The organism is Rhizobacter sp. P5_C2 (assembly GCF_054049715.1).
Genome location: NZ_JBFULV010000041.1, coordinates 1 through 24,872, shown reverse-complemented (window position 1 = coordinate 24,872; position 24,872 = coordinate 1). Strand labels below are relative to the sequence as shown.

The window sequence follows — 24,872 nt, the reverse complement described above, 5'->3', positions numbered from 1 at the left end:
GAGACTTCCAACAAAGCTGATGAAACCGGGGCCGGCGTGCGCGTGCGCAGCCGGGCCCGGATGACGAACCTGGAAAGGCGGATCAGCTCAGGGAAGGGGGCCCGCGGGCGAGAAAGCCCGAGGATTGCGTGGCGATGTGCCAGCCGCGGTGCAGCGCCACCGGCGTCTGCGTGAACTCGACGGCCGCGAACATCGGCGCCACGGCGTGCAGCGCATCGCCATGGCTCAACTGGTCGTAGACGTCGCAATCGCCGCCGTGCTGGTGGCCGGCGAACAGCTTGGCGACCCAGCCCGAGTCGGCCTTCGCCGTCGACGTTGTCGCCGTGCCCGGTGCATGGCGCATGTGCGCGATGCCGTGCATCAAGCCCAGCGCCTGCGCGAGCACGAGCGACACGAGCAGCACGGCCGCGAAGGCGATGCGGCGCGAGGCACGGGTGAGGGCGAAGGGGTGGGACAGCATCGGGAGGGCGCGAAGGCCGCGAGCATAGCAAACAGTGACAAATCCGCCCGGCGGCCCGGCGATGACCGTGTGGCAAACTCCGCCGCTTTCATGCTCTACAAGCCTCTGGCAGGCCCCCTCGTTTTGGACAAGATTCTTCTGCAGATCGCCGCCGAGCTGAAGGTTCGGCCGGTGCAAGTGAACGCCGCGGTGCAACTGCTGGACGGCGGGGCCACGGTGCCCTTCATCGCCCGCTACCGCAAGGAAGCCACCGACAACCTCGACGACATCCAGCTGCGCGAGCTCGAATCCCGCCTGTCGTACCTGCGCGAGCTCGAAGACCGCCGCGAGGCCGTGCTGAAGAGCATCGACGAGCAGGGCAAGCTGACGCCCGCGCTGCGCGCCGCGATCGAGGCCGCGCCCACCAAACAGGAGCTGGAAGACCTCTACCTGCCGTTCAAGCCGCGCCGTCGCACCAAGGGCATGATCGCCCGCGAGGCCGGGCTGGAGCCCCTGGCCGACAAGCTGTTCGCCGACCCCTCGCTCGACCCGGCCGCCGAGGCGGTGGCCTTCATCAATGCCGAAGGCGGTTTTGCCGACGCGCTCGCGGTGCTCGACGGCGTGCGCGACCTGCTCAGCGAGCGCTGGGCCGAAGACGCCGCGCTGGTCGGCAAGCTGCGCAGCTGGCTGTGGGACGAAGGCCTGCTGCGCTCGAAGCTGATGGACGGCAAGGACGTCAATCACCCCGACGTCTCCAAGTTCCGCGACTACTTCGAGTACGACGAGCCGATCAACCGTGTGCCGTCGCACCGCGCGCTCGCGGTGTTCCGCGGCCGCACGCTCGAGTTCCTCGACGCGAAGCTGGTGCTCGATGAAGAAGTGGTGCCGGGGCAGCCGACGATCGCCGAAGGCCGCATCGCGGTGCACCTCGGCTGGAGCCACAAGAAGCGCCCGGCCGACGACCTGATCCGCAAGACCGTCGGCTGGACCTGGAAGGTCAAGCTGAGCCTGAGCCTGGAGCGCGACCTGTTCAGCCGCTTGCGCGAAGACGCCGAGAAGGTCGCGATCAAGGTGTTCGCCGAGAACCTGCGCGACCTGCTGCTGGCCGCGCCGGCCGGCCCGCGCGTCGTGATGGGGTTGGACCCCGGCATCCGCACCGGCGTGAAGGTCGCGGTGGTCGACGCGACCGGCAAGGTGTTGGACACCCACACCGTCTACCCGCACGAGCCGCGCAACGACTGGGAAGGCTCGCTGCATACGCTGGGCCGGCTGTGCGCGACGCACGGCGTCAACCTGATCGCGATCGGCAACGGCACCGCGAGCCGCGAGACCGACAAGCTCGCGTCCGACCTGATCAAGCGCATCCAGCAGCTCGCGCCCGGCACCCACATCGAGAAGGTGGTGGTCAGCGAGGCCGGCGCGTCGGTCTACTCGGCCAGCGAGTACGCCAGCAAGGAGCTGCCCGACCTCGACGTGAGCCTGCGTGGCGCGGTGAGCATCGCGCGGCGCCTGCAGGATCCGCTTGCCGAGCTGGTGAAGATCGAGCCGAAGAGCATCGGCGTCGGCCAGTACCAGCATGACGTGAACCAGAGCGAGCTTGCGCGCAGCCTCGACACCGTGATCGAGGATTGCGTGAACTCGGTCGGCGTCGACCTGAACACCGCGTCGGCGCCGCTGCTGTCGCGCGTGTCGGGCCTGAGCAGCGCGGTGGCCGCGAGCATCGTGCGCTGGCGCGATGCGAACGGCGCATTCCGCAACCGCCAGCAGCTGCTGGACGTGAGCGGGCTGGGCGCGAAGACCTTCGAGCAGAGCGCCGGTTTCCTGCGCATCCGCGGCGGCGACAACCCGCTCGACCAGTCCGGCGTGCACCCGGAAACCTACCCGGTGGTCGAGAAGATCATGGCCGCGGTCAACAAGCCGGCCGCCGAGGTGATGGGCCGCAGCGACGTGATCCGCGCGCTGAAGCCCGAGGCCTTCGCGAGCGACAAGTTCGGCGCGATCACGGTGAAGGACATCTTCGCCGAGCTCGAGAAGCCGGGCCGCGACCCGCGCCCCGACTTCAAGGTGGCGCGCTTCAACGACGGCGTCGAAGACCTGAAGGACCTGCAGCCGGGCATGACGCTCGAGGGCACCGTCAGCAACGTCGCGCAGTTCGGCGCCTTCATCGACCTGGGCGTGCACCAGGACGGGCTGGTGCACGTGAGCCAGCTGAGCAACAAGTTCGTCACCGATGCGCGCGAGGTCGTCAAGACCGGCGACATCGTCAAGGTCAAGGTGCTCGAGGTCGACCTGGCGCGCAAGCGCATCTCGCTGACGATGAAGCTCGATGCGGTGGTCGCACCGCGCGGCGAGCGCCAGGGCGACAACAGCTTCCGGCCGGCGGGGCGAGGCGAGCGCAGCGGTGGTGGCGGCCAGCGCGCACCGCAGCAGCAGGCATCGTCGCAGCAATCCGCGATGGCGGCTGCCTTTGCGAAGCTGCAAGGCAAGGGCTGAGCCGCGGCCGGCGATTCAGGGCACCATGCGTGGTTTGACACTTCAGACACTTCACTGAGGAACACAGCGATGAATGCACGTCTTCGACCCCTGGCCCTGATCGCCGCGTTCGGCGCGGCCGCGCTGCTCGGCGCCTGCGCCCATGCGCCCGGCCCGAGCGCCACCGCGACCCTGCTGCCCACCACCGGCAATGCCGCGGTCGGCGTCGTCACCTTCCAGATGGTCGACGACCGCGTGCTCGTCAAGGGCAAGGTGCGCGGCCTGAAGCCGAACCAGGATCACGGCTTCCACGCGCACGAGAAGGGCGACTGCTCCAGCGGCGACGGCCTGAGCACCGGCGGCCACTTCAACCCCACCGGCAAGCCGCACGGCTCGCCGCTCGGCGAGCACCATGCCGGCGACATCCCGGCGATCACCGCCGATGCGAACGGCGTGGCCGAGTTCGAATTCCTGCTGAGCGGCGTCACCATCGGCTCCGGCCCGACCGACCTGGTCGGCCGCGGGCTGATCGTGCACGCGAGCCAGGACGACTACGCGACGCAGCCGACCGGCAACTCCGGCGCGCGCATCGCCTGCGGCGTCATCAAGCGCGATCCGACCCCCGGCAACTGACCGGGCACGATGAAGGCCCTGCTGGTCAGTGCCGGCCCGCGGGCCCTCGCGCACCTGCGCCAGCATGGCCTGCAGCCGCACGACGTGCGCGCCATCCCGGCCGCCGCCGGTGGCCCCAAGGGCCTGGCGCTCAACCACCTCGACCGCTTCCTGTTCGGCGACTGGCTGCCGCGCAGCGATCACACGGTGCACCTGCTCGGCGCGTCGATCGGCGCGTGGCGCATGGCCACCGGCTGCCTCGACGACCCGGCGCGCGAGCTGGCGCAGATGGCGGCCGACTACATCGGACAGCAGTACCAGCACGCACCCGGCAAGCAGCCGACCGCGACCCACGTCAGCCAGGTGTTCGCCGACAACCTGGTGCGCCAGTTCGGCGCCCGCGAGGCGCAGGTGCTGCAGCACCCGCGCTACCGGCTGCATGTCTTCACGAGCCGCGGCCGGCATGTGCTCGGCCGCCAGGGGCGGCTGCGCACACCGATCGGCTACCTGGGTGCCTTCGCGGCCAATGCGCTGAGCCGCCGCGCGATGGGCGGCTGGCTGGAGCGGGTGGTCTTCTCCGACCCGCGCGATGCCTTGCCGCTGGCGCTCACCGACTACCGCACCCACACCGCCGCGCTCGATGGCTCGAACCTGCGCGCGAGCATCCTCGCGAGCTGCTCGATCCCGTTCTGGCTCGACGCGGTGCACGACATCCCGGGCGGCCCCACCGGCGCCTACTGGGACGGCGGCATCACCGACTACCACCTGCATCTCGACTACGCGTCGATGCACGACGGCCTGGCGCTGTACCCGCATTTCCAGAAGACGGTCGTGCCGGGCTGGCTCGACAAGGGCTTCAAGCGCCGCCACCGGGCCAGCGCGATGCTCGACAAGCTGATCGTGCTGTACCCGAACCCGGCATGGATCGCGACGCTGCCGAACGGCAAGCTGCCCGACCGGGCCGACTTCAAATCCTGGGGCGACGACGTGTCCGGGCGGCAGGCGGCCTGGACCCGCGCGGTGCAGGAAAGCGAACGCCTGCGTGACGATTTCGCGAATTGGCTCGTTCGCCCCGAGGCCGACCCGTTGTAGGACGTCACGTCACGCCGGGAGACCGCCCCCGGAAACGTCACGGCGCTCCTCTAAAATTCGATGGATGCGCGACCTGCCGTTGTTCCCTCCGCCGCTCCCCTTGTCGTCCCCCTTGCAATTCCGTCGCGCCTTCGAATCGACTGCCACGCCGGCGCTCGACCGCCGCATCCACACCGCCGAAGAGCCGCGCGATATCGCCGCGCCGGCGCTGCTGTACCCGGCCGGCCCGGGGGTTGTCAGCATCACCGAGACCTGGAGCACGGCCGGCACGCCGCGCGAGCAGCACCGGGGTGTGGCGCGCTTCACGAGCGACGGCCATTGGCTGATGGGCAGGCTGTGCATCGACGACGCGACGCTGCCCGGTGGCATCGGCGCGGCGGCGCGGCAGGTCTACGACGAGCTGTTCCAGTTGCTGCGCGACGAAGGCTTCCCGCACCTGCTGCGCGTGTGGAACTACCTGGCCGACATCAACGGCAGCGTCCAGGCCGGCGAGGGTGCTGACCCGCTGGAGCGCTACCGGCAGTTCAACATCGGCCGGCAGGACGCCTTCCTGGCGGCGCGGCGCAGCGCCTTCGACGGCGCGCCGGCCGCGTGTGCGCTGGGCACCACCCGCGGGCCGCTGACGGTGCATTTCCTGGCCGGACGCGAGGCGCCGCGGGCGGTCGAGAACCCGCGCCAGGTCAGCGCCTACCGCTACCCGTCGCAATACGGGCCACGCGCGCCGACCTTCTCGCGCGGCGCGCTGGCGTCGATCGGCGGCGGGCGCGAGGCCTTGTTCCTGTCGGGCACCGCGAGCATCGTCGGCCACCAGACGCTGCACGCCGGCGACGTGGCCCGGCAGACCGAGGAGACGCTCGCGAACGTGGCGGCGGTGGTCGATGCGGCCAATGCGCTGAGCACGATCGGGCCGAAGGCGCATCGCGTCGACGCACTCGACTGCACCGTCTACGTCCGCCATCCGCAAGACCTGCCCACCGTGCGCGAGGTGCTGGCGCGGCGGCTGGGCGCCGAGGCGCCGGCGCTGCGCAACGCCGTCTACCTGCGCGCCGACGTGTGCCGCGCCGACCTGCTGGTCGAGATCGAGGCGCACGGCATCGCCTCTGCCGCGGAGCCGTCGCCCCCATGATCCGGCGCGCCTGGCAGCTCGCGTGTTTCTACCTGCTGCTGCTCGGGCTGGGCCTGGCGTCGCTGGTCTGGAGCCTGGTCGCCGCGCTGATGCTGCCGGTGGTGCCGCGGCGGCGCGCGCAGGTGATCGGCCGGCACGTGGTCGCGAGTTCGTACCGCGTGTTCTGGAACCTGGCGGCCGGTTTCGGATTGATGGAGGTCGACAGTCAGGCGCTCGATCGACTCAATGACGACGCGAGCGGGCTGGTCGTGGTGGCCAATCACCCGAGCATGGTCGATGCGCTGCTGATCGTCGCGCGGTTGCAGCGCGGCGTGTGCATCATGAAGGGCGACCTGATGCGCAACGTGTTCCTCGGGGCCGGGGCGCGGATCGCGCGCTACATCCCGAACGATTCGCCGCGCACGATGCTGCGCCACGCGATCGAGAACCTGCGCGAAGGCGCGCAGCTGGTGATGTTTCCCGAGGGCACGCGCACCGAGGCGGGCGGCATGCTGAACCGCTTCCGCCCGGGCGTGACGGCGATCGCGCACAAGGCGGGCGTGCCGATCCAGACGGTGTTCATCGAGACCGATTCGCCGTACCTGCGCAAGGGCTGGCCGATCTGGCGCGTGCCGCCGTTTCCGATGGCGTTCACGCTGCGGCTGGGCGAGCGCTTCGAGCCGCGCGAGAGTGCGGCGCTGTCGCTGGACGAGTTGGAGTCTTATTTCAGAACAGAACTGTGCAAGAAAGAGCGGACGTGAACCCAACCCGGCATGCGGTGCTGATCCCGAGCTACAACACCGGTGCGACGGTCTACGACACGGTGCGTGCGGCGCGCGCGCAGTGGTCGCCGGTGTGGGTGGTGGTCGATGGCAGCACCGACGGCACGGCCGAAGGGCTGCAGCGCCTGGCCGAGTCCGATGCGCAGCTGCACGTGATCGTGCTGCCGCGCAACCAGGGCAAGGGCGCTGCCGTGCTGACCGGGCTGCGCGCGGCTCAGGCAGCGGGCTTCACGCACGTGCTGACGATGGATTCGGACGGGCAGCATCCGGCCGGGCTGATCCCGCAGTTCATGGCTCGGTCGGTCGAGCATCCTGATGCGATGGTGCTGGGAAAGCCGGTGTTCGACGCATCGGCGCCGTTGCTGCGCGTGCGCGGGCGGCGCATCTCGAACGGCTGGACCGACCTGGAGACGCTGGGCGCCGGCATCGGCGATTCGCTGTACGGCTTCCGCGTGTACCCGATCGAGCCGCTGATCGCGGTGATGCGGCGCCAGCCGTGGATGCGGCGCTTCGATTTCGACACCGAGGCGGTGGTGCGGCTCGCATGGCGTGGCGTCGCGCCGATCAACCTGCCGGCGCCGGTGAAGTACCTGACGGCGGAGGAGGGCGGTGTCTCGCACTTCCGCTATGGGCGTGACAACGTGCTGCTGACGTGGATGCACGCGCGGCTGATGGTGGAGTTTTTGCTGCGGCTGCCGGTGCTGGTGTGGCGGCGTGTGCGGCGCTTGCCGCCGTTTCAATACAGGGCGTGATCGACGATCCCGGATTGGCATCCGGGCTACCCGGTGTTCGTAGCCCGGATGCCAATCCGGGACCGGCGCCTACGAAGCGCTGAGGTACAGCCCCAGCAACACCACCGCGCCACCGATCAAGGCGCCGTTCGATGGCACTTCGCCGAGCATTGCCAGCGCGAACACCGCGGCGAACACCGGCTCCGCCAGTTCGAGCGTCTGCACGCGGCCCGGCGAGATGTGCTGGATCGCGCGCGTCGTGCAGACGAAGCCGAGCACGGTGGGAAAGACTGCCAGCAGCACGAGCAGCAGCACGGCTGTCGCGCTCCACTGCGCCTGGGCGAGGTTCTCTGGCTGGACGGCGATGCCGAGGTAAAGGCTGCCGAAGAACAGCAGCCGCGTCGTCAGCGCGAAGCCGCCCTGCAATCCAAGCTTCTTCACCAGCACCGAGAAAATGCCGTAGCCGGTGCCGGCGATGGCGGCGAGCAGCAGGCCATGCAGATCGCCGCCGAGGTTCGCGCCGCAGATCAGCGCGACACCCACCACTGCGACCAGCAGACCAAGGACCTGCCGGCGCCTGGGCCGGTCACCCAGCACCGGCCAGCCCAAGGCCATCGCCGAGAACGCCGCGCAGGCCATCAGCATCACGACAACGTTGGCGGCCGATTGATGCGCATATGCCGCCGTCTCGAAGTGGAACAGCACGAAGATGCCGAAGAACGCGCAGAGGCCGGCATGCTGCCACTTGCCGTGCAATTGCCGAGGTGCCTGCACGAGCACGATGCCGAGCAGGATCACGAAGCCGATGACGGTCTTGAGCCCTGCGATGCTGCTCGGCGTAAAGCCCAGCGCGACGAGCGTCTTGGTCAGCACGCCGATGCTGGCATTGAGCGCGGCGGCGGCGAGGGCGTAGAGGACGCCTTTGTGGTGGTCGTTCATGTCGCTGGGCGTGTGCTGCACGCGTTGGAGGGCGGCAAGATCGTGCTGATGAGCGATGGTGCGAAATTGCTGGACAGGAAAATCCCACCGCTGGCTGCGTTCAGCCGTGCATAGGTCTCATCCTTCAGCAGGATCCGATGCGCCTGCGCCATGTGACGGAATGGCAACCCGGGGAACAGGTGATGCACGAGGTGGAAGTTCTCCGCGTGCATGCCGGTGAAGAGATGTTCGATCGGATGGCTGAAGCGATTGCGCGTTGCTTCGATGTCGGTTCGGGCATGTCGAACCATCGGGTAGTGCTCGGATAGTTCGATGAACCAGGTCAACATCTGGAATGTCGTCAAGTACGGCAACACCCAGTACAGGAAGAAGAACTTCGGACCGCACCACCAGGTGCCGACGCAGGCGAAGACCAGCGCGGCGCCGATCATGGCCGGAAGTTCTCTCTGTGGCGCCGCACCTAGCAGGCGTTCGCGCACCAGGTAGACCGCGCTCGAGAGTGCGCTCAAGAACAGCAGTGGCCGGATGACATGCCGCCAGAGAAAGTGGCGGCGTTCCTTGGCGTCATAGACGCCTGCTTCAACATAGAACCTGTAGTCCGGATCACGATCGAGATCTCCGAGTCGCGAGTGGTGTGACAGCACGTGGGAGCGGCGATAGGCACTCCAGCTTTGGCCGATCAGGTACCCGGAGAACCAGGTGCCAAGGACTCGATTGAGGACCTTGTTTCGACAGAGTGTTCCGTGCGCAGCTTCGTGCAGCAGGGTTGCGAGCGCGCGCTGTCGCGATCCGATGATCAGCAATGAGAGCGGCAGCAGCCAGACTGAGTGCTCCGCAGCCGCCACTGCCAGCGCGATGCAGAAATGATTCTGCAGCGTTGCCGCAAGACCGGATCGGTTGTCATAGCGGCAGAGCGCCTGGATGGAGTTCTTGATGTCGGGACTGAACGGATGACGGTTCATCGAGTACGGGGTCATTCGTGTGATGACCTGTGGACCTGGGCCGGGCATGGTTGCCGATGATCATGCAGAGAGTGTGCAGATCTCGATGCTTGCTCGCATGCCGCCAGGGCTTCGACAGGCTCAGCCCGACCCTTCGACAAGCTCAGGGCGAACGGTGTTCAGGCTTCGACAAGCTCAGCCCGAACGGAGGCGGCTCAGCACTCCACGATGTTCACCGCCAACCCGCCGCGCGCCGTTTCCTTGTACTTCGTCATCATGTCCGCGCCGGTGTCGCGCATCGTCTTGATGACCTTGTCGAGGCTCACGTGGTGCGTGCCGTCGCCGCGCATCGCCATGCGGGCCGCGTTGATCGCCTTCACCGATGCGATCGCGTTGCGCTCGATGCACGGGATCTGCACCAGCCCGCCGACCGGATCGCAGGTGAGGCCCAGGTGGTGCTCCATGCCGATCTCGGCCGCGTTCTCCACCTGCTCGGGCGTGCCGCCCAGCACCGCGCACAAGGCACCGGCCGCCATCGAGCAGGCCACGCCGACCTCGCCCTGGCAACCGACCTCGGCGCCGCTGATCGACGCGTTCTCCTTGTAGAGGATGCCGATCGCCGCGGCCGTCAGCAAAAAGTCGACGATGCCGGCCGGCGTGGCGCCCGCGACGAAGCGCGCGTAGTAGTGCAGCACCGCCGGCACGATGCCGGCCGCGCCGTTGGTCGGTGCCGTCACGACACGCCCGCCCGCCGCGTTCTCTTCGTTGACGGCCAGCGCATACAGGTTCACCCAGTCCAGCACCTGCAGCGGATCGCGCAGCGCCGCCTCGGGGTTCGATGACAGCTGCCGGTGCAGATCGGCCGCGCGCCGCCGCACCTTGAAGCCGCCGGGCAGCACGCCGTCGGTGCGCGCGCCGCGGGTCACGCAGTCCTGCATCACCTGCCAGATGTGCAGCAGCCCGGCATCGATCTCTGCATCGCTGCGCCAGTGCCGCTCGTTGCGCCGCATGATCTGCGCAATGCTGCAGCCCTCGCGCTTCGCGATCAGCAGCAGGTCGGCGCCCGAATGGAAGGGCAGCGGCAGCACCGTGGTGTCCGGTGCCAGCACCTTCTGCTTGCTGCCGTCGGCCGCCAGTTCTTCGCTGACGACGAAGCCGCCGCCCACCGAGTAGAACGTGCGAGCCACCAGTTCGCCGCCGTCGGCGTCGTACGCGACGAAGCGCATGCCGTTCGCATGGAAGGGCAGCGTCTGCCGGCGGAAGAAGACCAGGTCGGTCTTCTCGTTGAACGCGATCGGGTGCTCGCCCAACAGCTTCAGCTGCTTGCCGGTGCGGATCGCGTCGAGGTGCGCGGGGATCGCGTCCGGATCGATGCGGTCGGGCTCATGGCCGGCCAGCCCGAGCAGCACCGCCTTGTCGGTGCCGTGCCCCTTGCCGGTCGCGCCGAGCGAGCCGTACAGCTCGGCCAGCACGCGGGTCACGCGCGGCAGCAGGCCGTCGTGCTGCAGTCGCAACGCGAAGAGCCGCGCCGCCCGCATCGGCCCCACGGTGTGCGAGCTCGACGGGCCGATGCCGATCTTGAACAGGTCGAAGACCGACACGGCCATGGGGCGTCCTCAGCTGGAGATCACGAGTAGTCGGACAGCGGCGGGCAGCTGCAGAACAGGTTGCGGTCGCCGTAGACGTTGTCGACGCGACCCACCGGCGACCAGTACTTCTGCTTCTTCAGGCTCTTCACCGGGAAGGCCGCTTCCTCGCGCGAATACGCATGCGGCCACTCGGCCTTCATCAGCGCGCCGGTGGTGTGCGGCGCGGCCTTCAGCGGGTTGTCGTCCTGCGGCCACTGCCCCTGCTCGACCTTGCGGATCTCCTCGCGGATCGCGATCATCGCGTCGCAGAAGCGGTCCAGCTCGACCAGCGGCTCGCTCTCGGTCGGCTCGACCATCAGCGTGCCGGCCACCGGGAAGCTCAGCGTCGGCGCATGGAAGCCGTAGTCGATCAGGCGCTTGGCGACGTCTTCGGCGCTCACACCCGAGGTCTCCTTCAGCGGACGCAGGTCGAGGATGCACTCGTGCGCGACGCCGCCACCCTTCACGCCGGCGATGTTGCCGCTGTAGTGGATGTCGTAGTGATCGGCCAGCCGCGCGGCCACGTAGTTCGCGCTCAGGATGGCCGTCTCGGTCGCGGCCAGCAGGCCTTCGGCGCCCATCATCCGCACGTACATCCAGCTGATCGGCAGCACCGCCGCATTGCCCAGCGGCGCAGCCGAAACGGCGCCCACTTGCTGTTCAGTGCCGATGCCCGCCGCGCGGTGCGCCGGCAGGAACGGCACCAGGTCGGCCGCGACGCACACCGGGCCGACACCCGGCCCGCCACCGCCGTGCGGGATGCAGAAGGTCTTGTGCAGGTTCAGGTGGCTCACATCGCCGCCGAACTCGCCCGGCGCGGCAATGCCGACCAGCGCGTTCATGTTCGCGCCGTCGACGTACACCCGCCCGCCATGCTGGTGCACCAGCGCGCACAGCTCCTTCACACGCGTCTCGAACACGCCGTAGGTGGAAGGGTAGGTGATCATCACGCAGGCCAGGTTCGCGCTGTGCTGCTCGCATCGGGCCTTCAGGTCGGCGAGGTCGACGTTGCCGTCGGCATCGCACTTCGTGACGACCACCTGCAGCCCCACCATCTGGGCGCTGGCCGGGTTGGTGCCATGCGCCGATTCGGGGATCAGGCAGATGTTGCGGTGGCCTTCGCCGCGCGACTTGTGGAAGGCCTTGATCACCAGCAGCCCGGCGTACTCGCCCTGCGAACCGGCGTTGGGCTGCAGGCTGATGCCGGCGTAGCCGGTGGCCTGGCACAGCCAGTCGCGCAGCTGCTGGTCGAGCAGCGCGTAGCCGGCCAGCTGGTCGCGCGGTGCGAACGGGTGCACGTTGGCGAACTCCGGCCAGGTGATCGGGATCATCTCGCTGGTCGCGTTCAGCTTCATCGTGCAGGAGCCGAGCGGGATCATGCTGCGGTCGAGCGCGAGGTCCTTGTCGGACAGGCTGCGGATGTAGCGCAGCATCTCGGTCTCGCTGTGGTGCGTGTTGAACACCGGGTGCGACAGGAAGGCGCTGCGGCGCGCCAGCTCGGCCGGCACCAGCGCGGCGATGCCCTTCTCGCTGCGCGACCACAGTGCCGCGCCGTCGAACGGGCGCGACGGCACGATGCGCAGCAGCGTGTCGATGTCGCCGCGCGTGGTGGTCTCGTCGAGCGTGATGCCGACGCTGGTGGCCGACGCGCGGCGCAGGTTGAAGCCCGATTCGCGCGCGGCCTGCAGCACGGCCTCGGTGCGGCCGCCGGTCTGCACCTGGAGCGTGTCGAACGCGCTCTCGTGCGCCAGCGTGCAGCCGGCTTCCTTCAGGCCGGCCGCCAGCACCGCGGTGTAGCTGGCGACGCGGCCGGCGATGCGCTTCAGGCCTTGCGGCCCGTGGTACACGGCGTACATGCTGGCGATCACCGCCGGCAGCACCTGCGCGGTGCAGATGTTCGACGTCGCCTTCTCGCGGCGGATGTGCTGCTCGCGCGTCTGCAGCGCGAGGCGGTAGGCCGGGTTGCCGTGCACGTCGACGCTGACGCCGACCAAGCGGCCGGGCATCGAGCGCTTGAACTCGTCCTTGGTCGCCATGTAGGCGGCATGCGGGCCGCCGTTGCCCATCGGCATGCCGAAGCGCTGCGTGTTGCCGACCGCGATGTCGGCGCCCATCTCGCCGGGCGGCGTGATCAGCGTGAGGGCCAGCAGGTCGGCCGCGACGATGGCGAGGCCACCAGCGGCATGCACCGCGGCGATGACCGGTGCCAGGTCCCGCACGACGCCGTTGACGCCGGGGTACTGGAACAGCGCGCCGAAGGGCTTGTCCTTCGCCGCATCGGCGGCCGGGCCGGTGACGACCGCGAGGCCCAGCGGCTCGGCGCGCGTGCGCACCACCTCGAGCGTCTGCGGCAGCACGTCGTCGGCGACGAAGAAGGTGGTGCTCTTGCTCTTGCCGACGCGCAGCGCGAGCGTCATCGCCTCGGCCGCGGCGGTGGCTTCATCGAGCATCGACGAGCCGGCGATGGCCAGGCCGGTCAGCTCGCAGACCATGGTCTGGAAGTTGACGAGCGCTTCCATGCGACCCTGCGAGATCTCGGCTTGGTAGGGCGTGTAGGCGGTGTACCAGGCCGGGTTCTCGAGGATGTTGCGCAGGATGACGCCCGGCGTGAGGGTGCCGTGGTAGCCCTGGCCGATGAAGCTCTTGAGCACCTGGTTGCGCGCGGCGATGCCCTTCAGCTCGGCCAGCGCCTGCGCCTCGGTCAGCGCGGCCGGCAGCTGCATCGGCACCGGGCGGGCGATCGCGCGCGGCACGATCGCGTCGATGAGCGCGCGACGCGACGCGGCACCGATGGCCGACAGCATGTGCCGTTCATCCGCCTCCTCGATCCCGATGTGGCGGGCGACGAATTCGGTGGCGTTCTCGAGGGCGCCCAGGGGCGTGGCGGCGGACATCAGCATGGCAAGGGTTCCTCAGGCGTTCTTGACGAGCTCGTCGTAGGCGGGCTGGTCCATCAGCTGGTCGAACTCGCCCATGTCGGTGACGTGCACCTTGAAGAACCAGCCGTTGCCCAGCGGATCGCTGTTGGCGAGCGACGGGTCGGCGCGCAGTGCCTCGTTGACCTCGACGATCTCGCCGGCCACCGGCATGTACAGGTCGGCGGCGGCCTTCACCGATTCGACGACGCCGGCGACCTCGCCCTTCTTGAAGCTGCGGCCGACTTCCGGCAGGTCGACGAAGACCACGTCGCCCAGCGCGTCCTGCGCATGGATCGTGATGCCGACGGTGGCGGCCTCGTGGTCTTCGATGTTGATCCACTCGTGGTCGGGGGTGTACATGGTCGTCATCGGGGGCTCCTTGGGGGCGAGGTCAAAAGGGGGGTGAAAGGAAATCGGCCGCAGATCAGCCGCGGAAATACCGGTGCGGCGAGAACGGCATCGGCGCGACGCGCATCGGCTGCCGCTTGCCTCGCACCTCGGCGAACACCTCGTGGTGCGGCAGCGCATGGTTGCCGGCGAGGTAGGCCATCGCGATCGGCTGGTCGACGCTGGGCGACAGCGTGCCGCTGGTCACGTGGCCGAGCTTGTGGCCCTGGGCGTTGACGATGGTGGCGCCTTCGCGCACCGGCACGCGCTCAAGGCCAAGCAGGCCGACGCGCTTGTTCGTGGGGCCGTGGGCGAGCTGGCCGTCGATCACGCTCGAACCCGGGTAGCCGCCGGCACGCGCACCGCCGGCGCGGCGCACCTTCTGGATCGCCCAGGTGAGGCCGGCCTCGACCGGCGTGGTCTTCTCGTCGATGTCGTGGCCGTACAGGCACAGGCCGGCTTCCAGGCGCAGCGTGTCGCGCGCGCCGAGGCCGCAGGGCTTGACTTCGGGCTGGGCGAGCAGCGCGCGCGCCAGCGCCTCGGCCTGGTCGGCGGCGACCGAGATCTCGAAGCCGTCTTCGCCGGTGTAGCCGGAGCGGGTCACGAAGCAGTCGGCGCCGGCCAGCGTCAGCGCGCGGCCGGTCATGAAGGTGAGGGTGGCGGCATCGGCATTCAGCCGGGCCAGCGCCTTGACGGCCTGCGGGCCCTGCAGCGCGAGCAGCGCGCGCTCGGGCAGCGCCTGCACGGTGCACTTGTGGCCGATGTGGGTCACCATGTGCCTGATGTCGGCGTCCTTGCAGGCGGCGTTGACGATGACGAGCAGGTCCGTCTCGCGGCGCGTGATCATCAGGTCGTCGAGGATGCCGCCGCTGGTGTTCGTGAAGAAGCCGTAGCGCTGCTTGCCGACGGCGAGGTCGACGATGTCGACGGGCACCAGCGATTCGAGGGCCTTGGCGGCGTCGGGGCCGACCAGGCGGACCTGGCCCATGTGGGAGACGTCGAACAGCGAGGCGGCGCTGCGGCAGTGCCGGTGCTCGGCGATGATGCCGCCGGGGTAGTTCACCGGCATCTCGTAGCCGGCGAAGGGCACCATCTTGGCGCCGAGTTCGAGGTGAAGTGCGTGGAGCGGGGTCTTGAGCAGCGGGCGATTTGATGAGGGCAGCGGCAGGTCGAGTGCGGACATGGTCTTCTCCGAGGGCATTCACCGGTCCAACGTGTCGCCATGCCGGCCGACGCGTTGGGGATGCCCTCTCTGTCCGCTTTACCTGAGAGATTGGCGGCCCCCGGATCCCGGTTGACCGCTTGCCCCTTCGGTGGACTCACTCGGGGTGAGCCTCTCTCCAGCGAGGAACGCCCCTCGCGGGGCGCTTGCCAGTCCTTTTGCCTGAGCGTTCGAGCCGGCATCGCTGCCGGTCCTGCGCCTTCGGCGGCTTCGCTTGGAAGCTCTCTCCTGGCGGCGCGAGTTTAGCTCGGAAAGAGCCGGTTTCGTCAGCGGCCGGTGGCGCCGGTCGGAACGATCATGCGGCTGGTGCCGTCGCGAATGCGCTCGGCATCGGCGCGGGCGGCCTCGATCTCTTCGGGCGTCATCGGACGGCAGGTGCCGCGGCGTGCGATGTTGCTGCCGATGGAGGCTTCGGCGGGGCACTTCGGGGCCACAGCGGTCTGCTGGGCGGGCGTGGTTTGCGGCTTCGGTGCGGGGTCGGAGGCACAGGCTGCCAGCAGCGCGCACAGGGCGGCCAGGGGGATCAGTCGCATCATTTTTTGGGATGGGGAGGGAAGGGTTGTCGAGGAGATCGCGCGGGCGCGATGCACGAATCGACAGGATACCGGGTTGGGTTGCACGGAAGCAAACATGATGCGTCGAGCTGCGTCGACTGGTTCTCGATGCCTTCGAGCGCATCGGTTTCTAGGTAAGGCAATTTTGCATTACGATGGAATCATCGATGAACGGAGATGACACCATGAGCACACTGACCGTCACGACGCGGGGCCAAGTGACTTTCCGCAGAGAGGTGCTGCAGCATCTGGGCATCCAGCCCGGCGAGAAGATCGAACTCGATTTGCTGCCGGACGGTCGGATCGAGCTGAAGGCCGCGCGGCCTACGGGGTCGATTGAAGGCTTCCTCGGCTTGCTCGCAGGCAAGACGACGAAGGTGGCCACGATCGACGAGATCAACGAGGCGGCTGCCGGGGGCTGGGCAGGCCGGAAATGAAGATCACCGTCGACACGAACGTGCTGGTGCGCGCGGTCGTGCGTGACGATCCGAAGCAGGCGCGCGTCGCCGACAAGGTGCTCAAGGAGGCGACGCTGATCGCGGTATCGCTTCCCTGCCTGTGCGAGTTCGTCTGGGTGTTGCGCAAGCTCTATCGGTTTGACGATGCATCGATCGCCACCGCCATCCGGGCACTGATCGCCACCGAGCAGGTCGCGATGAACCGGCTCGCCGTCGAGGCAGGGCTTGCCGTCCTGGACGCAGGCGGCGACTTTGCGGACGGCATCATGGCCTACGAGGGGAGTTGGCTGGGTGCCGAGACCTTCGTGTCGTTCGACAAGCTAGCGGTGTCGCTGCTCACGCGACAAGGGCAGGCCGCGCGCTTGCTCTGACAGAGCCTCGGCAGCCCATTGCTGTTCTGTAGCCCGGATGCCAATCCGGGGCTCTCGTCACCGGCGCCAGGCCTTCATGTCGTCGATGCTGACGCTCGAGCCCTTGCGACCCTTCAACTTCAGCATGCCCGCCATGTTTCGCAGCGAGCCTGTCTTCGCCCGCACGACCAAGCTGCCATCGGGCATCAGGTGCCAGACGAGACGTGTGCCTTCGCGAAGGCCGAGTTGTTCTCGGACTTGTGCCGGGATTGTTGTACGGCCTTTGGTGGTGATGATGGAATCGGGCATGGAGGCCTCCTTGCGTTGACCCGGATTGTCATCCGGGCTGCTTCCAGCTCGCGTGCCACCCACCCCCCATCGCCTGGATCAAGCCGATCGCCGCCAGCTGCTGGTCCACCTGCAACTGCACCAGCGCCCGCCGTGCGCTCAGCGCCGATGACTGCGCGCTCGCCACTTCGAGGTAGCTGACCTGCCCGGCGCGATACCGGTTCAGCGTCTGGACCTCGGTGTCGTCGGCCGCCTTCGATGCTTGCTGCCGCAGCGGCGATTGCTCGGCCAGCATCCGCACCAGCGACAGCTGGTCCTCCACCGCGCCCAGCGCCGCGAGCGTCGTCTGCCGGTAGCGGGCCACCGCCGCATCGCGGCTCGCCTCGGCGCCTTCCACGCGCGCCCGCGTCGCGCCCGCATCGAAGATCGTCTGCGCCACCGACACCCCCAGCGACCACAGGTTCTGGCTCGCGTTGAACAACTGGCTCGCCGCGCTGCTCTGCTGCCCGTAAGAGCCGCTCAGCGACAAACTCGGGAAGTACGCGCCGCGCGCAATGCCGATCTGCGCATTCGCCGACGCCACGCTGCGCTCCGCACCGGCGATGTCCGGCCGGCGCTGCAGCAGCTCCGACGGCACCACCAGCGGCACCGCCGGCACCGTCATCTGCCAGGCGGCGGGCGGCAGCGAGAACTGCGCCGGCGCCTTGCCGACCAGCACCGCGATCGCATGCTCCAGCACCGCGCGCTGGCGGCGCAGCGTCGCCAGGTCGGCCTGCGCGTTCGCGAGCTGCGTCTGCGCCTGCAGCAGGTCGCTCTTCGGCGCGATGCCGGCGTCGTAGCGGTTCTGCGTGATCGTCTGCGAGCGCGTGAAACTCTCGACCGTGCGCGTCACCACGTCGACCTCGGCATCGGCCTCGCGCAGCGAAAAATAGTTGGTGGCCAGCGCCGCCTGCGCCGACAGCCGTGCCGACGCCAGGTCGGCCTCGCTCGCCTGCGCGGTCGCCGTCGCGGTGTCGACGCCCGCCTCCAGCTTGCCCCACAGCGGCGCCTCCCAGCTCGCGCCCACGCCCACCTGGTAGGTGTTGCCGGTGGAGGTTCGCGCGCCGCCGCCGGAGCGCGTCGCACCGCCGCTCAGGCTCACGTTCGGGAAGAACGAGGCCCGCGCCTCCTTCACCAGCGATTGCGATTGCGCATAGCCGGCCACCGCGGCCGCGATGTTCTGGTTCGACACCTCGACCTGCCCGGCCAGCGTGTTCAACGTCTCGTCGCCGAACAGCGTCCACCACGGCCCGCGGTCGAGCGCATCGGCCGGCGCGGCCGGCAGCCAGCCCTCGGCCGCGGCCGGCACCTCCTTGTAGCCGGCGGGCAGCGCGGTATCCGGCACCTGGTAGCGCGGGGTCACCGAGCAGCCGGCCAGCAGCACGGCCACAGCGAAGGGAGTCAGTCGTGAAGTCATGCTTGCAGCGCGGCGTCATGGCCGCGGCTCAGATGGCGCTCGTCCGCGCCGCGGCGGCGCAGCTTGTCGAGCAGGAGGTAGACGACCGGCGTGGTCAGCAGCGTCAGCAACTGGCTGGCGATCAGCCCGCCGATGATGGCGACGCCCAACGGCTGGCGCAGCTCGGAGCCTTCGCCGAAGCCGATCGCGAGCGGCAGCGCGCCCAGGCCTGCGGCCAGCGTCGTCATCAGGATCGGGCGGAAGCGCAGCAGGCAGGCCTCGCGCACCGCGTCCAGCGGCGACAGCCCGCGCGAGCGCTCGGCCTCGAGCGCGAAGTCGATGATCAGGATCGCGTTCTTCTTGACGATGCCGATCAGCAGGAACACGCCGATCAGCGCAATGATCGAGAACTCCATGCGGAACATCAGCAGCGCCAGCACCGCGCCGACCCCCGCCGACGGCAGCGTCGACAGCACCGTGATCGGATGCACCAGGCTCTCGTACAGCACGCCCAGCACGATGTAGATCACGACGATCGCCGCCAGGATCAGCAGCGGCTGCTGCGCCTGCGAATCCTGGAAGCCGCGCGCCGTGCCCGCGAAGCTGCCGCGCACGTTGGCCGGCATCGCGATGTCGGCCTCCGACTGCTTCACCGCCGCCTGCGCGTCCGACAGGCTCACGCCGTCGGGCAGGTTGAACGACACCGTGGTCGCGAGCTCGCCGTCCTGGTGGTTGATCGAGGTCGGCGTCGCGCTCTCGGTGAAGCGTGCGAGCGTCGACAGCGGCACCATCGTGTTCGCGGTGTTGCTCAGCGCCGAGCCGCCCGAGGCGTCGCGCAGCGCCGGGTTCACCGACAGCGTCGCGGTGGTCGCCGCGCCGGTGCCGGCCTTGCGCGGGATGTACACGTCGTTCAGCGAGGTCGGGCTGCGCGTCAGGCTGCGCGCCGCCTCCATCACCACGTGGTACTGGTTCAGCTCGCCGTAGATGGTGGCCACCTGGCGCTGGCCGAAGCTGTCGTACAGCGCGTTGTCGACATCGCGCGTCGTGATGCCCAGCCGCGCCGCAGTCGCCTTGTCGATGTCGACGAAGCTCTGCACGCCGTTGTCCTGCTGGTTGGTGTCGACGTCGGCCAGCTCTTCCTTCGTGCGCATCTGGTCGGCCAGCTTCAGCGCCCAGCTGCGCAGGTCGGCGATGTTGTCGCTCTTCAGCGTGTACTGGTAGGTCGAGTTGCTCGCGCGCCCGCCGGCCCGCAGGTCTTGCACGGGGTTCAGGAAGAGCTGCACGCCGGTCACGGTGGCCAGCTGCGGGCGCAGCCGCGCGATCACCGCCTGGCCGCCGTCCTTGCGCTGGCCGACCGGCTTCAGGTTGATGAACATGAAGCCGCCGCCAGCGCGCCCGCCGCCGGTGAAGCCGACCACGGTGTCGACCGCCGGGTCGGCATGGATGATGTCGACCAGCTGCTTCAGCTTGCCCTGCAGCGCCTCGAACGAGATGCTCTGGTCGGCCGCCAGCCCGCCGTTCAGCTGGCCGTTGTCCTGCTGCGGGAAGAAGCCCTTCGGCGTCGCCTGGAACAGGTAGACGTTCAGGCCGATCACCGCCAGCAGGATCAGCATCACCAGCGCCTTGCTGTGCAGCGCCCAGTCCAGGCTGTGCTCGTAGCCGCGCAGCACGCCCGCGAAGATGCGCTCCGAGACCCGTGACAGCCGGCCCGGCGGCTTGCGGACAGGGCCGCCCGGCTTGAGCAGCCAGGCGCACATCATCGGCGTGGTGGTCAGCGAGATCACCAGCGAGATCAGCACCGCCACCGACAGCGTCACCGCGAACTCGCGGAACAGCCGGCCGATCTGCCCGCTCATGAACAGCAGCGGGATGAACACCGCCACCAGCGACAGGCTGATCGACAGCACCGTGAAGCCGACCTCGCGCGCGCCCAGCAGCGCGGCCTCGAAGCGGTCCATGCCGGACTCGATGTGGCGGCTGGTGTTCTCGAGCACGACGATCGCGTCGTCGACGACGAAGCCGGTCGCCACCGTCAGCGCCATCAGGCTCAGGTTGTTCAGGCTGTAGCCCAGCAGGTACATCACGCCGAAGGTGCCGAGCAGCGACACCACGGTGGCCACCGCCGGCACGATGGTGGCGCGCAGGCTGCGCAGGAACACGCTGACGACCACGACGACGAGGAGCACCGAGATCACCAGCGTGCCCTCGATCTCGCGCAGCGACGCGCGGATCGAGTTGGTGCTGTCGGAGGCCACCTGCAGCGCGATGTCGCTCGGCAGCTGCGCCTGCAGCTCGGGCAGCAGCGCGCGCACGCCGTCGACCGTCTCGATCACGTTGGCGCCGGGCTGGCGCGTCAGCAGCACGATCACCGCCGGCTGGCCGTTGAACAGCCCCAGCGTGCGCACGTTCTCGACGCCGTCGCTCACCTTCGCCACATCGGAGAGCCGCACCGCCGAGTTGTTGCGCCAGGCCACTACCAGCCCGCGGTAGTCGGCGGCCGTGCGCCCCGGCGCCGGCGTGTAGATCTGCATGCGGCGCTCGCCGTCCTCGATCGCGCCCTTCGGCCGGTTCGCGTTCGAGGCCTGGATCGCGGCGCGCACGTCTTCGGAGCTGACGCCGAAGCGGTTCAGCGCGAACGGCAGCAGCTCGACGCGCACCGCCGGCAGCGAGCCGCCGCCGAGTTCGACGTCGCCGACGCCGTCCACCTGCGCGAGCTTCTGCTGCACGATGTTCGACACCGCGTCGTAGATCTGCCCCGGCGTGCGGGTCTTCGAGGTCAGCGCGAGGATGATGATCGGCGCGTCCGACGGGTTCGCCTTGCGGTACGTCGGGTTGCTGCGCAGCGTCGAGGGCAGGTCGGCGCGCGATGCGTTGATGGCCGCCTGCACCTCGCGCGCCGCACCGTCGATGTTGCGGCTCAGGTCGAACTGCAGCGTCACGCGGGCCGAGCCGGTCGAGCTCGACGAGGTCATCTCGTTGACGCCGGCGATCGTGCCCAGGTGGCGCTCCAGCGGCGTGGCCACGCTGCTGGCCATCGTGTCGGGGCTCGCGCCGGGCAGCGAGGCGCTGACCGAGATGGTCGGGAAATCGACCTGCGGCAGCGGCGCCACCGGCAGCACGAAGAACGCGCCGATGCCGGCCAGCGCCATGCCGATGGTCAGCAGCACCGTCGCGATCGGCCGCGTGACGAAAGGCCGGGACAGGTTCATCCGGCCGCTCCGTCGGTGGGCGAACCATCGGGCACCGCGACCCGGCGCACGCGGCGGCCGAGGCGGTCGAAACCGAGGTAGATGACCGGCGTCGTGAACAGCGTCAGCACCTGGCTGACGATCAGCCCGCCGAAGATCGACAGGCCGAGCGGCATGCGCAGCTCGGCGCCTTCGCCGCCGCCGAACATCAGCGGCAGCGCGGCGAACAGCGCCGCCAGCGTCGTCATCAGGATCGGCCGGAAGCGCAGCAGCGCCGCCTGGTGGATGGCCTCGCGCGGCGACTTGCCCTGGTGGCGTTCGGCGTCGATCGCGAAGTCGATCATCATGATCGCGTTCTTCTTGACGATGCCGATCAGCAGGATGATGCCGATGATGCCGATCACGCCCAGGTCATTGCCCGACAGCATCAGCGCGAGCAGCGCGCCGACGCCGGCCGACGGCAGCGTCGACAGGATCGTCAGCGGGTGGATGTAGCTTTCGTACAGCACGCCGAGCACGATGTAGACGCAGACCAGCGCCGCGAGGATCAGCCACAGCTCGTTGGCGAGCGAGGCCTGGTAGGCGCCGGCCGCGCCGAGGAAGGTCATCGTCACCGAGGCGGGCAGCGCGATGTCCTTGGCCGCCTGCTTGATCGAATCGACCGCATGGCCCAGCGATTCGCCGCTGGCGGTGTCGAAGCCGAGCGTGGTGGCCGGGTACTGCGCGACGTGCGTCACCTGCAGCGGTGCCGGCCGCTCGCGGATGGTGGCGATCGCCGACAGCGGCGTCGCCTCGCCCGAGCTGGTGCGCAGGTTCAAGAGCCCCAGCGTCTGCGCGCTGTTCACCAGGCCGGGCTGCGCCTCGAGGATCACGCGGTACTGGTTGGTCTCGGTGAAGATGGTCGAGACGATGCGCTGGCCGAACGCGCTGTACAGCGCGTCGTCGATGGCGCTGGCGGTGATGCCCAGGCGCGACGCGGTGTCGCGGTCGATGTCGATGTAGGCCGACATGCCCTGCGCGCCGGCATCGGTCACGATGTTGCGCACCTGCTTCACGGTGCGCAGCTGGTCGGCCAGCTTGTGCGCCCATTCGGCGACGATGTCGCTGCTGACGCCTTCGAGCGACACGCGGTATTCGGTGGGGCCCGATTCGGCATCGATCGTCAGGTCCTGCGTCGGCTGCAGGTACAGCGTGACGCCGGCCACCTTCTGCACGCGTTCGCGCAGCCGGTCCATGATCTGCGCCTGCGAGCCGCTGCGCTTCGCGCGCAGGTTGATCAGCATGCTGCCGGTGTTCAGCATCGTGTTGTTGGCCGCGTCGACGCCGGTGAACGAACTCAGGCTCGCGACGTCGGGGTCGGCCAGCACGGCTTGCGCGGCCTGCTGCTGCAGAGATGCCATGCGGCTGTACGAGACGTCTTGCGCGGCTTCGAGGCGGGCCTTCAGCTGGCCGGTGTCCTGCGTCGGGAACAGCCCCTTCGGGATCACCAGGTACAGCACGATGGTCAGCGCGAGCGTCGCGGCGGCCACCAGCAGCGTCAGCGCCTGGCGGTCGAGCACCCAGCCGAGCCAGATGTCGTAGCGCGCGATGAAGCGGTCGAACAGGCGCTGGAACGCCGCACCGAAGCCCTTGGCATGCTGCGGGTCGCCGTGCGCGGTGTCCTGCGGCTTCAGCCAGCGGCCCGACATCATCGGCACCAGCGTCAGCGACACCACGGCCGAGATCAGGATGGTGATTGCGAGCGTCACCGCGAACTCGCGGAACAGCCGGCCCACCACGTCGCCCATGAACAGCAGCGGGATCAGCACCGCGATCAGCGAGACGGTCAGCGAGATGATCGTGAAGCCGATCTGCGTCGCGCCCTTCAGCGCGGCCTCCATCGGCGGCTCGCCTTCCTCGATGTAGCGGGCGATGTTCTCGATCATCACGATCGCGTCGTCGACGACGAAGCCGGTGGCGATGGTCAGCGCCATCAGGCTCAGGTTGTTCAGGCTGTAGCCGAGCAGGTACATCACGCCGAAGGTGCCGATCAGCGAGATCGGCACCGCCAGGCTCGCGATCACGGTGGCGCGCACGCTGTGCAGGAACGCGAAGATCACGATCACCACCAGCAGCACGGCCAGCAGCAGCTCGAACTCGACGTGCTTGACCGATGCGCGGATGCCGGTCGTGCGGTCGCTCAGGATGCTGACGTTGACGCTCGGCGGCAGCCCGGCCTGCAGCTCGGGCAGGCGTTGCTTGATGCCGTCGACGGTGGCGATCACGTTGGCGCCGGGCTGGCGCTGCACGTTCAGGATGATGGCCGGCACCAGCGGCCGCGCATCGGGGTTGGCGGCGCAGGCTTCGTCTCCTTTGTCGTGGGCGCAGTCGATGCCGGCCCACGCGCCGAGCCGCACGTTCTCGGCGCTGTTGACCACCTGGGCCACATCGGCGATGCGCACCGGCGCGTTGTTGCGCCACGCGACCACCAGTGACTTGTAGTCGTCGACCGTCAGCAGCTGGTCGTTGGCGTTGATGCTGTAGGTGCGGGTCGGGCCGTCGAAGCTGCCCTTGGCGCTGTTCGCGTTGGCGCCGGTGATGGCGCTGCGCAGCGTGTCGATGCCGATGCCGTACGACGCGAGGGCCTGCGTGTCGGCCTGGATGCGCACCGCAGGGCGCTGGCCGCCGCTGAGCGACACGAGGCCGACGCCGCTGACCTGCGACATCTTCTGCGCGAGCCGCGTGTTGACGAGGTTCTGCACCTCGGTGAGCGGCAGCGAATCGGAGGTGATCGCGAGCGTCAGCACCGGCGCGTCGGCCGGGTTGACCTTGGCGTAGACCGGCGGCGCCGGCAGGTCGGCCGGCAGCAGCGAGCCGCCGGCGTTGATGGCGGCCTGCACCTCCTGCTCGGCGACGTCGAGCGTCTGGCCGAGCGAGAACTGCAGCGTGACGATCGAGACGCCGGCGGCGCTCGACGAGCTCATGCGCTGCAGCCCGGGCATCTGGCCGAACTGCTTCTCGAGCGGCGCGGTGACGGTGTTTGTCATCACCTCGGGGCTGGCACCGGGGTAGAGCGTCTGCACCTGGATGGTCGGGTAGTCGACCTGCGGCAGCGCGGCCAGCGGCAGGAACTTGAAGCCCACCAGGCCGGCGAGCACGATGGCGACCATCAGCAGCGAGGTCGCTACCGGGCGCTCGATGAAGGGGCGTGACGGACTCATGAGCGGTCCGTCTTATTGCGGTTCGGTCTGTTCGCGGCGTTGGCGGCGGCGCTCGCCCCCGGCCCCGGAGGCGCCGGAGGCGAAGCCGGCGGGCGCCGAGGCGCCATCGGCGGCGGCGCGCGGGCCACGCT

The 24,872-nt window shown here is 69.0% G+C and carries 20 protein-coding genes and 2 riboswitches; of the genes, 8 read left to right on the top strand and 12 right to left on the bottom strand.

From position 1 onward, the window contains the following. Window positions 1–82: 82 nt before the first annotated feature. On the bottom strand, window positions 83–460 hold the full coding sequence (locus ACXJLU_RS16860) for a hypothetical protein (protein WP_457332858.1): 378 nt from the start codon (window positions 458–460) through the stop codon (window positions 83–85). Window positions 461–583: 123 nt separating this feature from the next. On the opposite strand from ACXJLU_RS16860, the gene ACXJLU_RS16855 reads away from it, so the two are divergent. The 6 genes from ACXJLU_RS16855 (at window position 584) to ACXJLU_RS16830 (ending at window position 7,254) form a co-directional block, all read left to right on the top strand. Next, window positions 584–2,932, top strand: coding sequence for a Tex family protein (locus tag ACXJLU_RS16855; protein ID WP_457332856.1), 2,349 nt, complete (start codon window positions 584–586; stop codon window positions 2,930–2,932). Window positions 2,933–3,001: 69 nt separating this feature from the next. After that, window positions 3,002–3,544, top strand: coding sequence for a superoxide dismutase family protein (locus ACXJLU_RS16850; RefSeq protein ID WP_457332854.1), 543 nt, complete (start codon window positions 3,002–3,004; stop codon window positions 3,542–3,544). A gap of 9 nt (window positions 3,545–3,553) precedes the next feature. Further along, a complete protein-coding gene (locus ACXJLU_RS16845; RefSeq protein WP_457332852.1) occupies window positions 3,554–4,615 on the top strand; it encodes a patatin-like phospholipase family protein in 1,062 nt (353 codons plus the stop codon). 112 nt (window positions 4,616–4,727) lie between these two features. Continuing rightward, the gene (locus ACXJLU_RS16840; protein WP_457332850.1) at window positions 4,728–5,741 is read left to right on the top strand and encodes a chorismate transformation FkbO/Hyg5 family protein; all 1,014 of its coding nucleotides are present in this window, start codon (window positions 4,728–4,730) and stop codon (window positions 5,739–5,741) included. Next, window positions 5,738–6,481 carry a lysophospholipid acyltransferase family protein gene (locus ACXJLU_RS16835; protein ID WP_457332848.1) on the top strand — a complete coding sequence of 248 codons (744 nt, stop codon included), beginning with the start codon at window positions 5,738–5,740 and terminating at the stop codon, window positions 6,479–6,481. The genes ACXJLU_RS16840 and ACXJLU_RS16835 overlap by 4 nt, the downstream gene beginning before the upstream one ends. Further along, complete coding sequence (locus ACXJLU_RS16830; protein ID WP_457332846.1) at window positions 6,478–7,254, top strand: glycosyltransferase family 2 protein; 777 nt, start codon at window positions 6,478–6,480, stop codon at window positions 7,252–7,254. The genes ACXJLU_RS16835 and ACXJLU_RS16830 overlap by 4 nt, the downstream gene beginning before the upstream one ends. Window positions 7,255–7,323: 69 nt before the next feature. Here ACXJLU_RS16830 and ACXJLU_RS16825 read toward each other — a convergent pair whose 3' ends face one another. The 7 genes from ACXJLU_RS16825 to ACXJLU_RS16795 all read right to left on the bottom strand — a co-directional run bounded on the left by ACXJLU_RS16825 (window position 7,324) and on the right by ACXJLU_RS16795 (window position 15,801). Further along, window positions 7,324–8,172, bottom strand: coding sequence for a DMT family transporter (locus ACXJLU_RS16825; protein WP_457332844.1), 849 nt, complete (start codon window positions 8,170–8,172; stop codon window positions 7,324–7,326). Continuing rightward, window positions 8,169–9,149, bottom strand: coding sequence for a guanitoxin biosynthesis L-arginine gamma (S) hydroxylase (gene gntB, locus ACXJLU_RS16820; protein WP_457332842.1), 981 nt, complete (start codon window positions 9,147–9,149; stop codon window positions 8,169–8,171). The genes ACXJLU_RS16825 and gntB overlap by 4 nt, the downstream gene beginning before the upstream one ends. A gap of 179 nt (window positions 9,150–9,328) precedes the next feature. After that, entirely contained in the window at window positions 9,329–10,720 is a 1,392-nt protein-coding gene (locus tag ACXJLU_RS16815) for an L-serine ammonia-lyase (protein ID WP_457332840.1), read from the bottom strand. A 20-nt stretch (window positions 10,721–10,740) separates the two neighbouring features. After that, a complete protein-coding gene (gcvP, locus tag ACXJLU_RS16810) occupies window positions 10,741–13,641 on the bottom strand; it encodes an aminomethyl-transferring glycine dehydrogenase (protein WP_457332838.1) in 2,901 nt (966 codons plus the stop codon). A gap of 12 nt (window positions 13,642–13,653) precedes the next feature. After that, window positions 13,654–14,028 (bottom strand): glycine cleavage system protein GcvH, encoded by a 375-nt coding sequence (gene gcvH, locus ACXJLU_RS16805; RefSeq protein WP_047594784.1) that lies wholly within the window; start codon window positions 14,026–14,028, stop codon window positions 13,654–13,656. Window positions 14,029–14,083: 55 nt separating this feature from the next. Further along, a complete protein-coding gene (gcvT, locus tag ACXJLU_RS16800) occupies window positions 14,084–15,229 on the bottom strand; it encodes a glycine cleavage system aminomethyltransferase GcvT (protein WP_457332836.1) in 1,146 nt (381 codons plus the stop codon). A gap of 59 nt (window positions 15,230–15,288) precedes the next feature. After that, window positions 15,289–15,400: riboswitch (glycine riboswitch) on the bottom strand. A 16-nt stretch (window positions 15,401–15,416) separates the two neighbouring features. Next, window positions 15,417–15,501: riboswitch (glycine riboswitch) on the bottom strand. A 33-nt stretch (window positions 15,502–15,534) separates the two neighbouring features. After that, window positions 15,535–15,801 (bottom strand): hypothetical protein, encoded by a 267-nt coding sequence (locus tag ACXJLU_RS16795; RefSeq protein ID WP_457332834.1) that lies wholly within the window; start codon window positions 15,799–15,801, stop codon window positions 15,535–15,537. A 206-nt stretch (window positions 15,802–16,007) separates the two neighbouring features. Here ACXJLU_RS16795 and ACXJLU_RS16790 point away from each other — a divergent pair, with 206 nt between their 5' ends. Further along, on the top strand, window positions 16,008–16,259 hold the full coding sequence (locus tag ACXJLU_RS16790; RefSeq protein WP_073465389.1) for an AbrB/MazE/SpoVT family DNA-binding domain-containing protein: 252 nt from the start codon (window positions 16,008–16,010) through the stop codon (window positions 16,257–16,259). Further along, window positions 16,256–16,651, top strand: coding sequence for a type II toxin-antitoxin system VapC family toxin (locus ACXJLU_RS16785; protein ID WP_457332832.1), 396 nt, complete (start codon window positions 16,256–16,258; stop codon window positions 16,649–16,651). Before ACXJLU_RS16790 ends, ACXJLU_RS16785 begins: the two co-directional genes overlap by 4 nt. Window positions 16,652–16,708: 57 nt before the next feature. On the opposite strand, the gene ACXJLU_RS16780 is transcribed toward ACXJLU_RS16785, so the two are convergent. Genes ACXJLU_RS16780 through ACXJLU_RS16765 form a run of 4 tightly spaced genes read right to left on the bottom strand, consistent with a single transcriptional unit; the run spans window position 16,709 to window position 24,741 of the window. Further along, entirely contained in the window at window positions 16,709–16,939 is a 231-nt protein-coding gene (locus ACXJLU_RS16780) for an AbrB/MazE/SpoVT family DNA-binding domain-containing protein (RefSeq protein ID WP_457332830.1), read from the bottom strand. Window positions 16,940–16,967: 28 nt separating this feature from the next. Beyond that, window positions 16,968–18,374, bottom strand: a complete 1,407-nt coding sequence (locus ACXJLU_RS16775) for an efflux transporter outer membrane subunit (RefSeq protein WP_457332829.1) — start codon at window positions 18,372–18,374, stop codon at window positions 16,968–16,970. After that, window positions 18,371–21,562 (bottom strand): efflux RND transporter permease subunit, encoded by a 3,192-nt coding sequence (locus tag ACXJLU_RS16770; protein ID WP_457332827.1) that lies wholly within the window; start codon window positions 21,560–21,562, stop codon window positions 18,371–18,373. The genes ACXJLU_RS16775 and ACXJLU_RS16770 overlap by 4 nt, the downstream gene beginning before the upstream one ends. Next, window positions 21,559–24,741, bottom strand: a complete 3,183-nt coding sequence (locus ACXJLU_RS16765; protein WP_457332825.1) for an efflux RND transporter permease subunit — start codon at window positions 24,739–24,741, stop codon at window positions 21,559–21,561. The genes ACXJLU_RS16770 and ACXJLU_RS16765 overlap by 4 nt, the downstream gene beginning before the upstream one ends. Between the last annotated feature and the right edge of the window lie 131 nt (window positions 24,742–24,872).

Coding starts and splice junctions, on each gene's coding strand:
- ACXJLU_RS16850 (WP_457332854.1), top strand. CDS start 3,002: ATGAATGCACGTCTTCGACCCCTGGCCCTGATCGCCGCGTTCGGCGCG.
- ACXJLU_RS16790 (WP_073465389.1), top strand. CDS start 16,008: ATGAGCACACTGACCGTCACGACGCGGGGCCAAGTGACTTTCCGCAGA.
- gntB (WP_457332842.1), bottom strand. CDS start 9,149: ATGACCCCGTACTCGATGAACCGTCATCCGTTCAGTCCCGACATCAAG.
- gcvP (WP_457332838.1), bottom strand. CDS start 13,641: ATGCTGATGTCCGCCGCCACGCCCCTGGGCGCCCTCGAGAACGCCACC.
- ACXJLU_RS16795 (WP_457332834.1), bottom strand. CDS start 15,801: ATGCGACTGATCCCCCTGGCCGCCCTGTGCGCGCTGCTGGCAGCCTGT.
- ACXJLU_RS16825 (WP_457332844.1), bottom strand. CDS start 8,172: ATGAACGACCACCACAAAGGCGTCCTCTACGCCCTCGCCGCCGCCGCG.
- ACXJLU_RS16835 (WP_457332848.1), top strand. CDS start 5,738: ATGATCCGGCGCGCCTGGCAGCTCGCGTGTTTCTACCTGCTGCTGCTC.
- ACXJLU_RS16785 (WP_457332832.1), top strand. CDS start 16,256: ATGAAGATCACCGTCGACACGAACGTGCTGGTGCGCGCGGTCGTGCGT.
- gcvT (WP_457332836.1), bottom strand. CDS start 15,229: ATGTCCGCACTCGACCTGCCGCTGCCCTCATCAAATCGCCCGCTGCTC.
- ACXJLU_RS16765 (WP_457332825.1), bottom strand. CDS start 24,741: ATGAGTCCGTCACGCCCCTTCATCGAGCGCCCGGTAGCGACCTCGCTG.
- ACXJLU_RS16815 (WP_457332840.1), bottom strand. CDS start 10,720: ATGGCCGTGTCGGTCTTCGACCTGTTCAAGATCGGCATCGGCCCGTCG.
- gcvH (WP_047594784.1), bottom strand. CDS start 14,028: ATGACGACCATGTACACCCCCGACCACGAGTGGATCAACATCGAAGAC.
- ACXJLU_RS16845 (WP_457332852.1), top strand. CDS start 3,554: ATGAAGGCCCTGCTGGTCAGTGCCGGCCCGCGGGCCCTCGCGCACCTG.
- ACXJLU_RS16780 (WP_457332830.1), bottom strand. CDS start 16,939: ATGCCCGATTCCATCATCACCACCAAAGGCCGTACAACAATCCCGGCA.
- ACXJLU_RS16775 (WP_457332829.1), bottom strand. CDS start 18,374: ATGACTTCACGACTGACTCCCTTCGCTGTGGCCGTGCTGCTGGCCGGC.
- ACXJLU_RS16860 (WP_457332858.1), bottom strand. CDS start 460: ATGCTGTCCCACCCCTTCGCCCTCACCCGTGCCTCGCGCCGCATCGCC.
- ACXJLU_RS16770 (WP_457332827.1), bottom strand. CDS start 21,562: ATGAACCTGTCCCGGCCTTTCGTCACGCGGCCGATCGCGACGGTGCTG.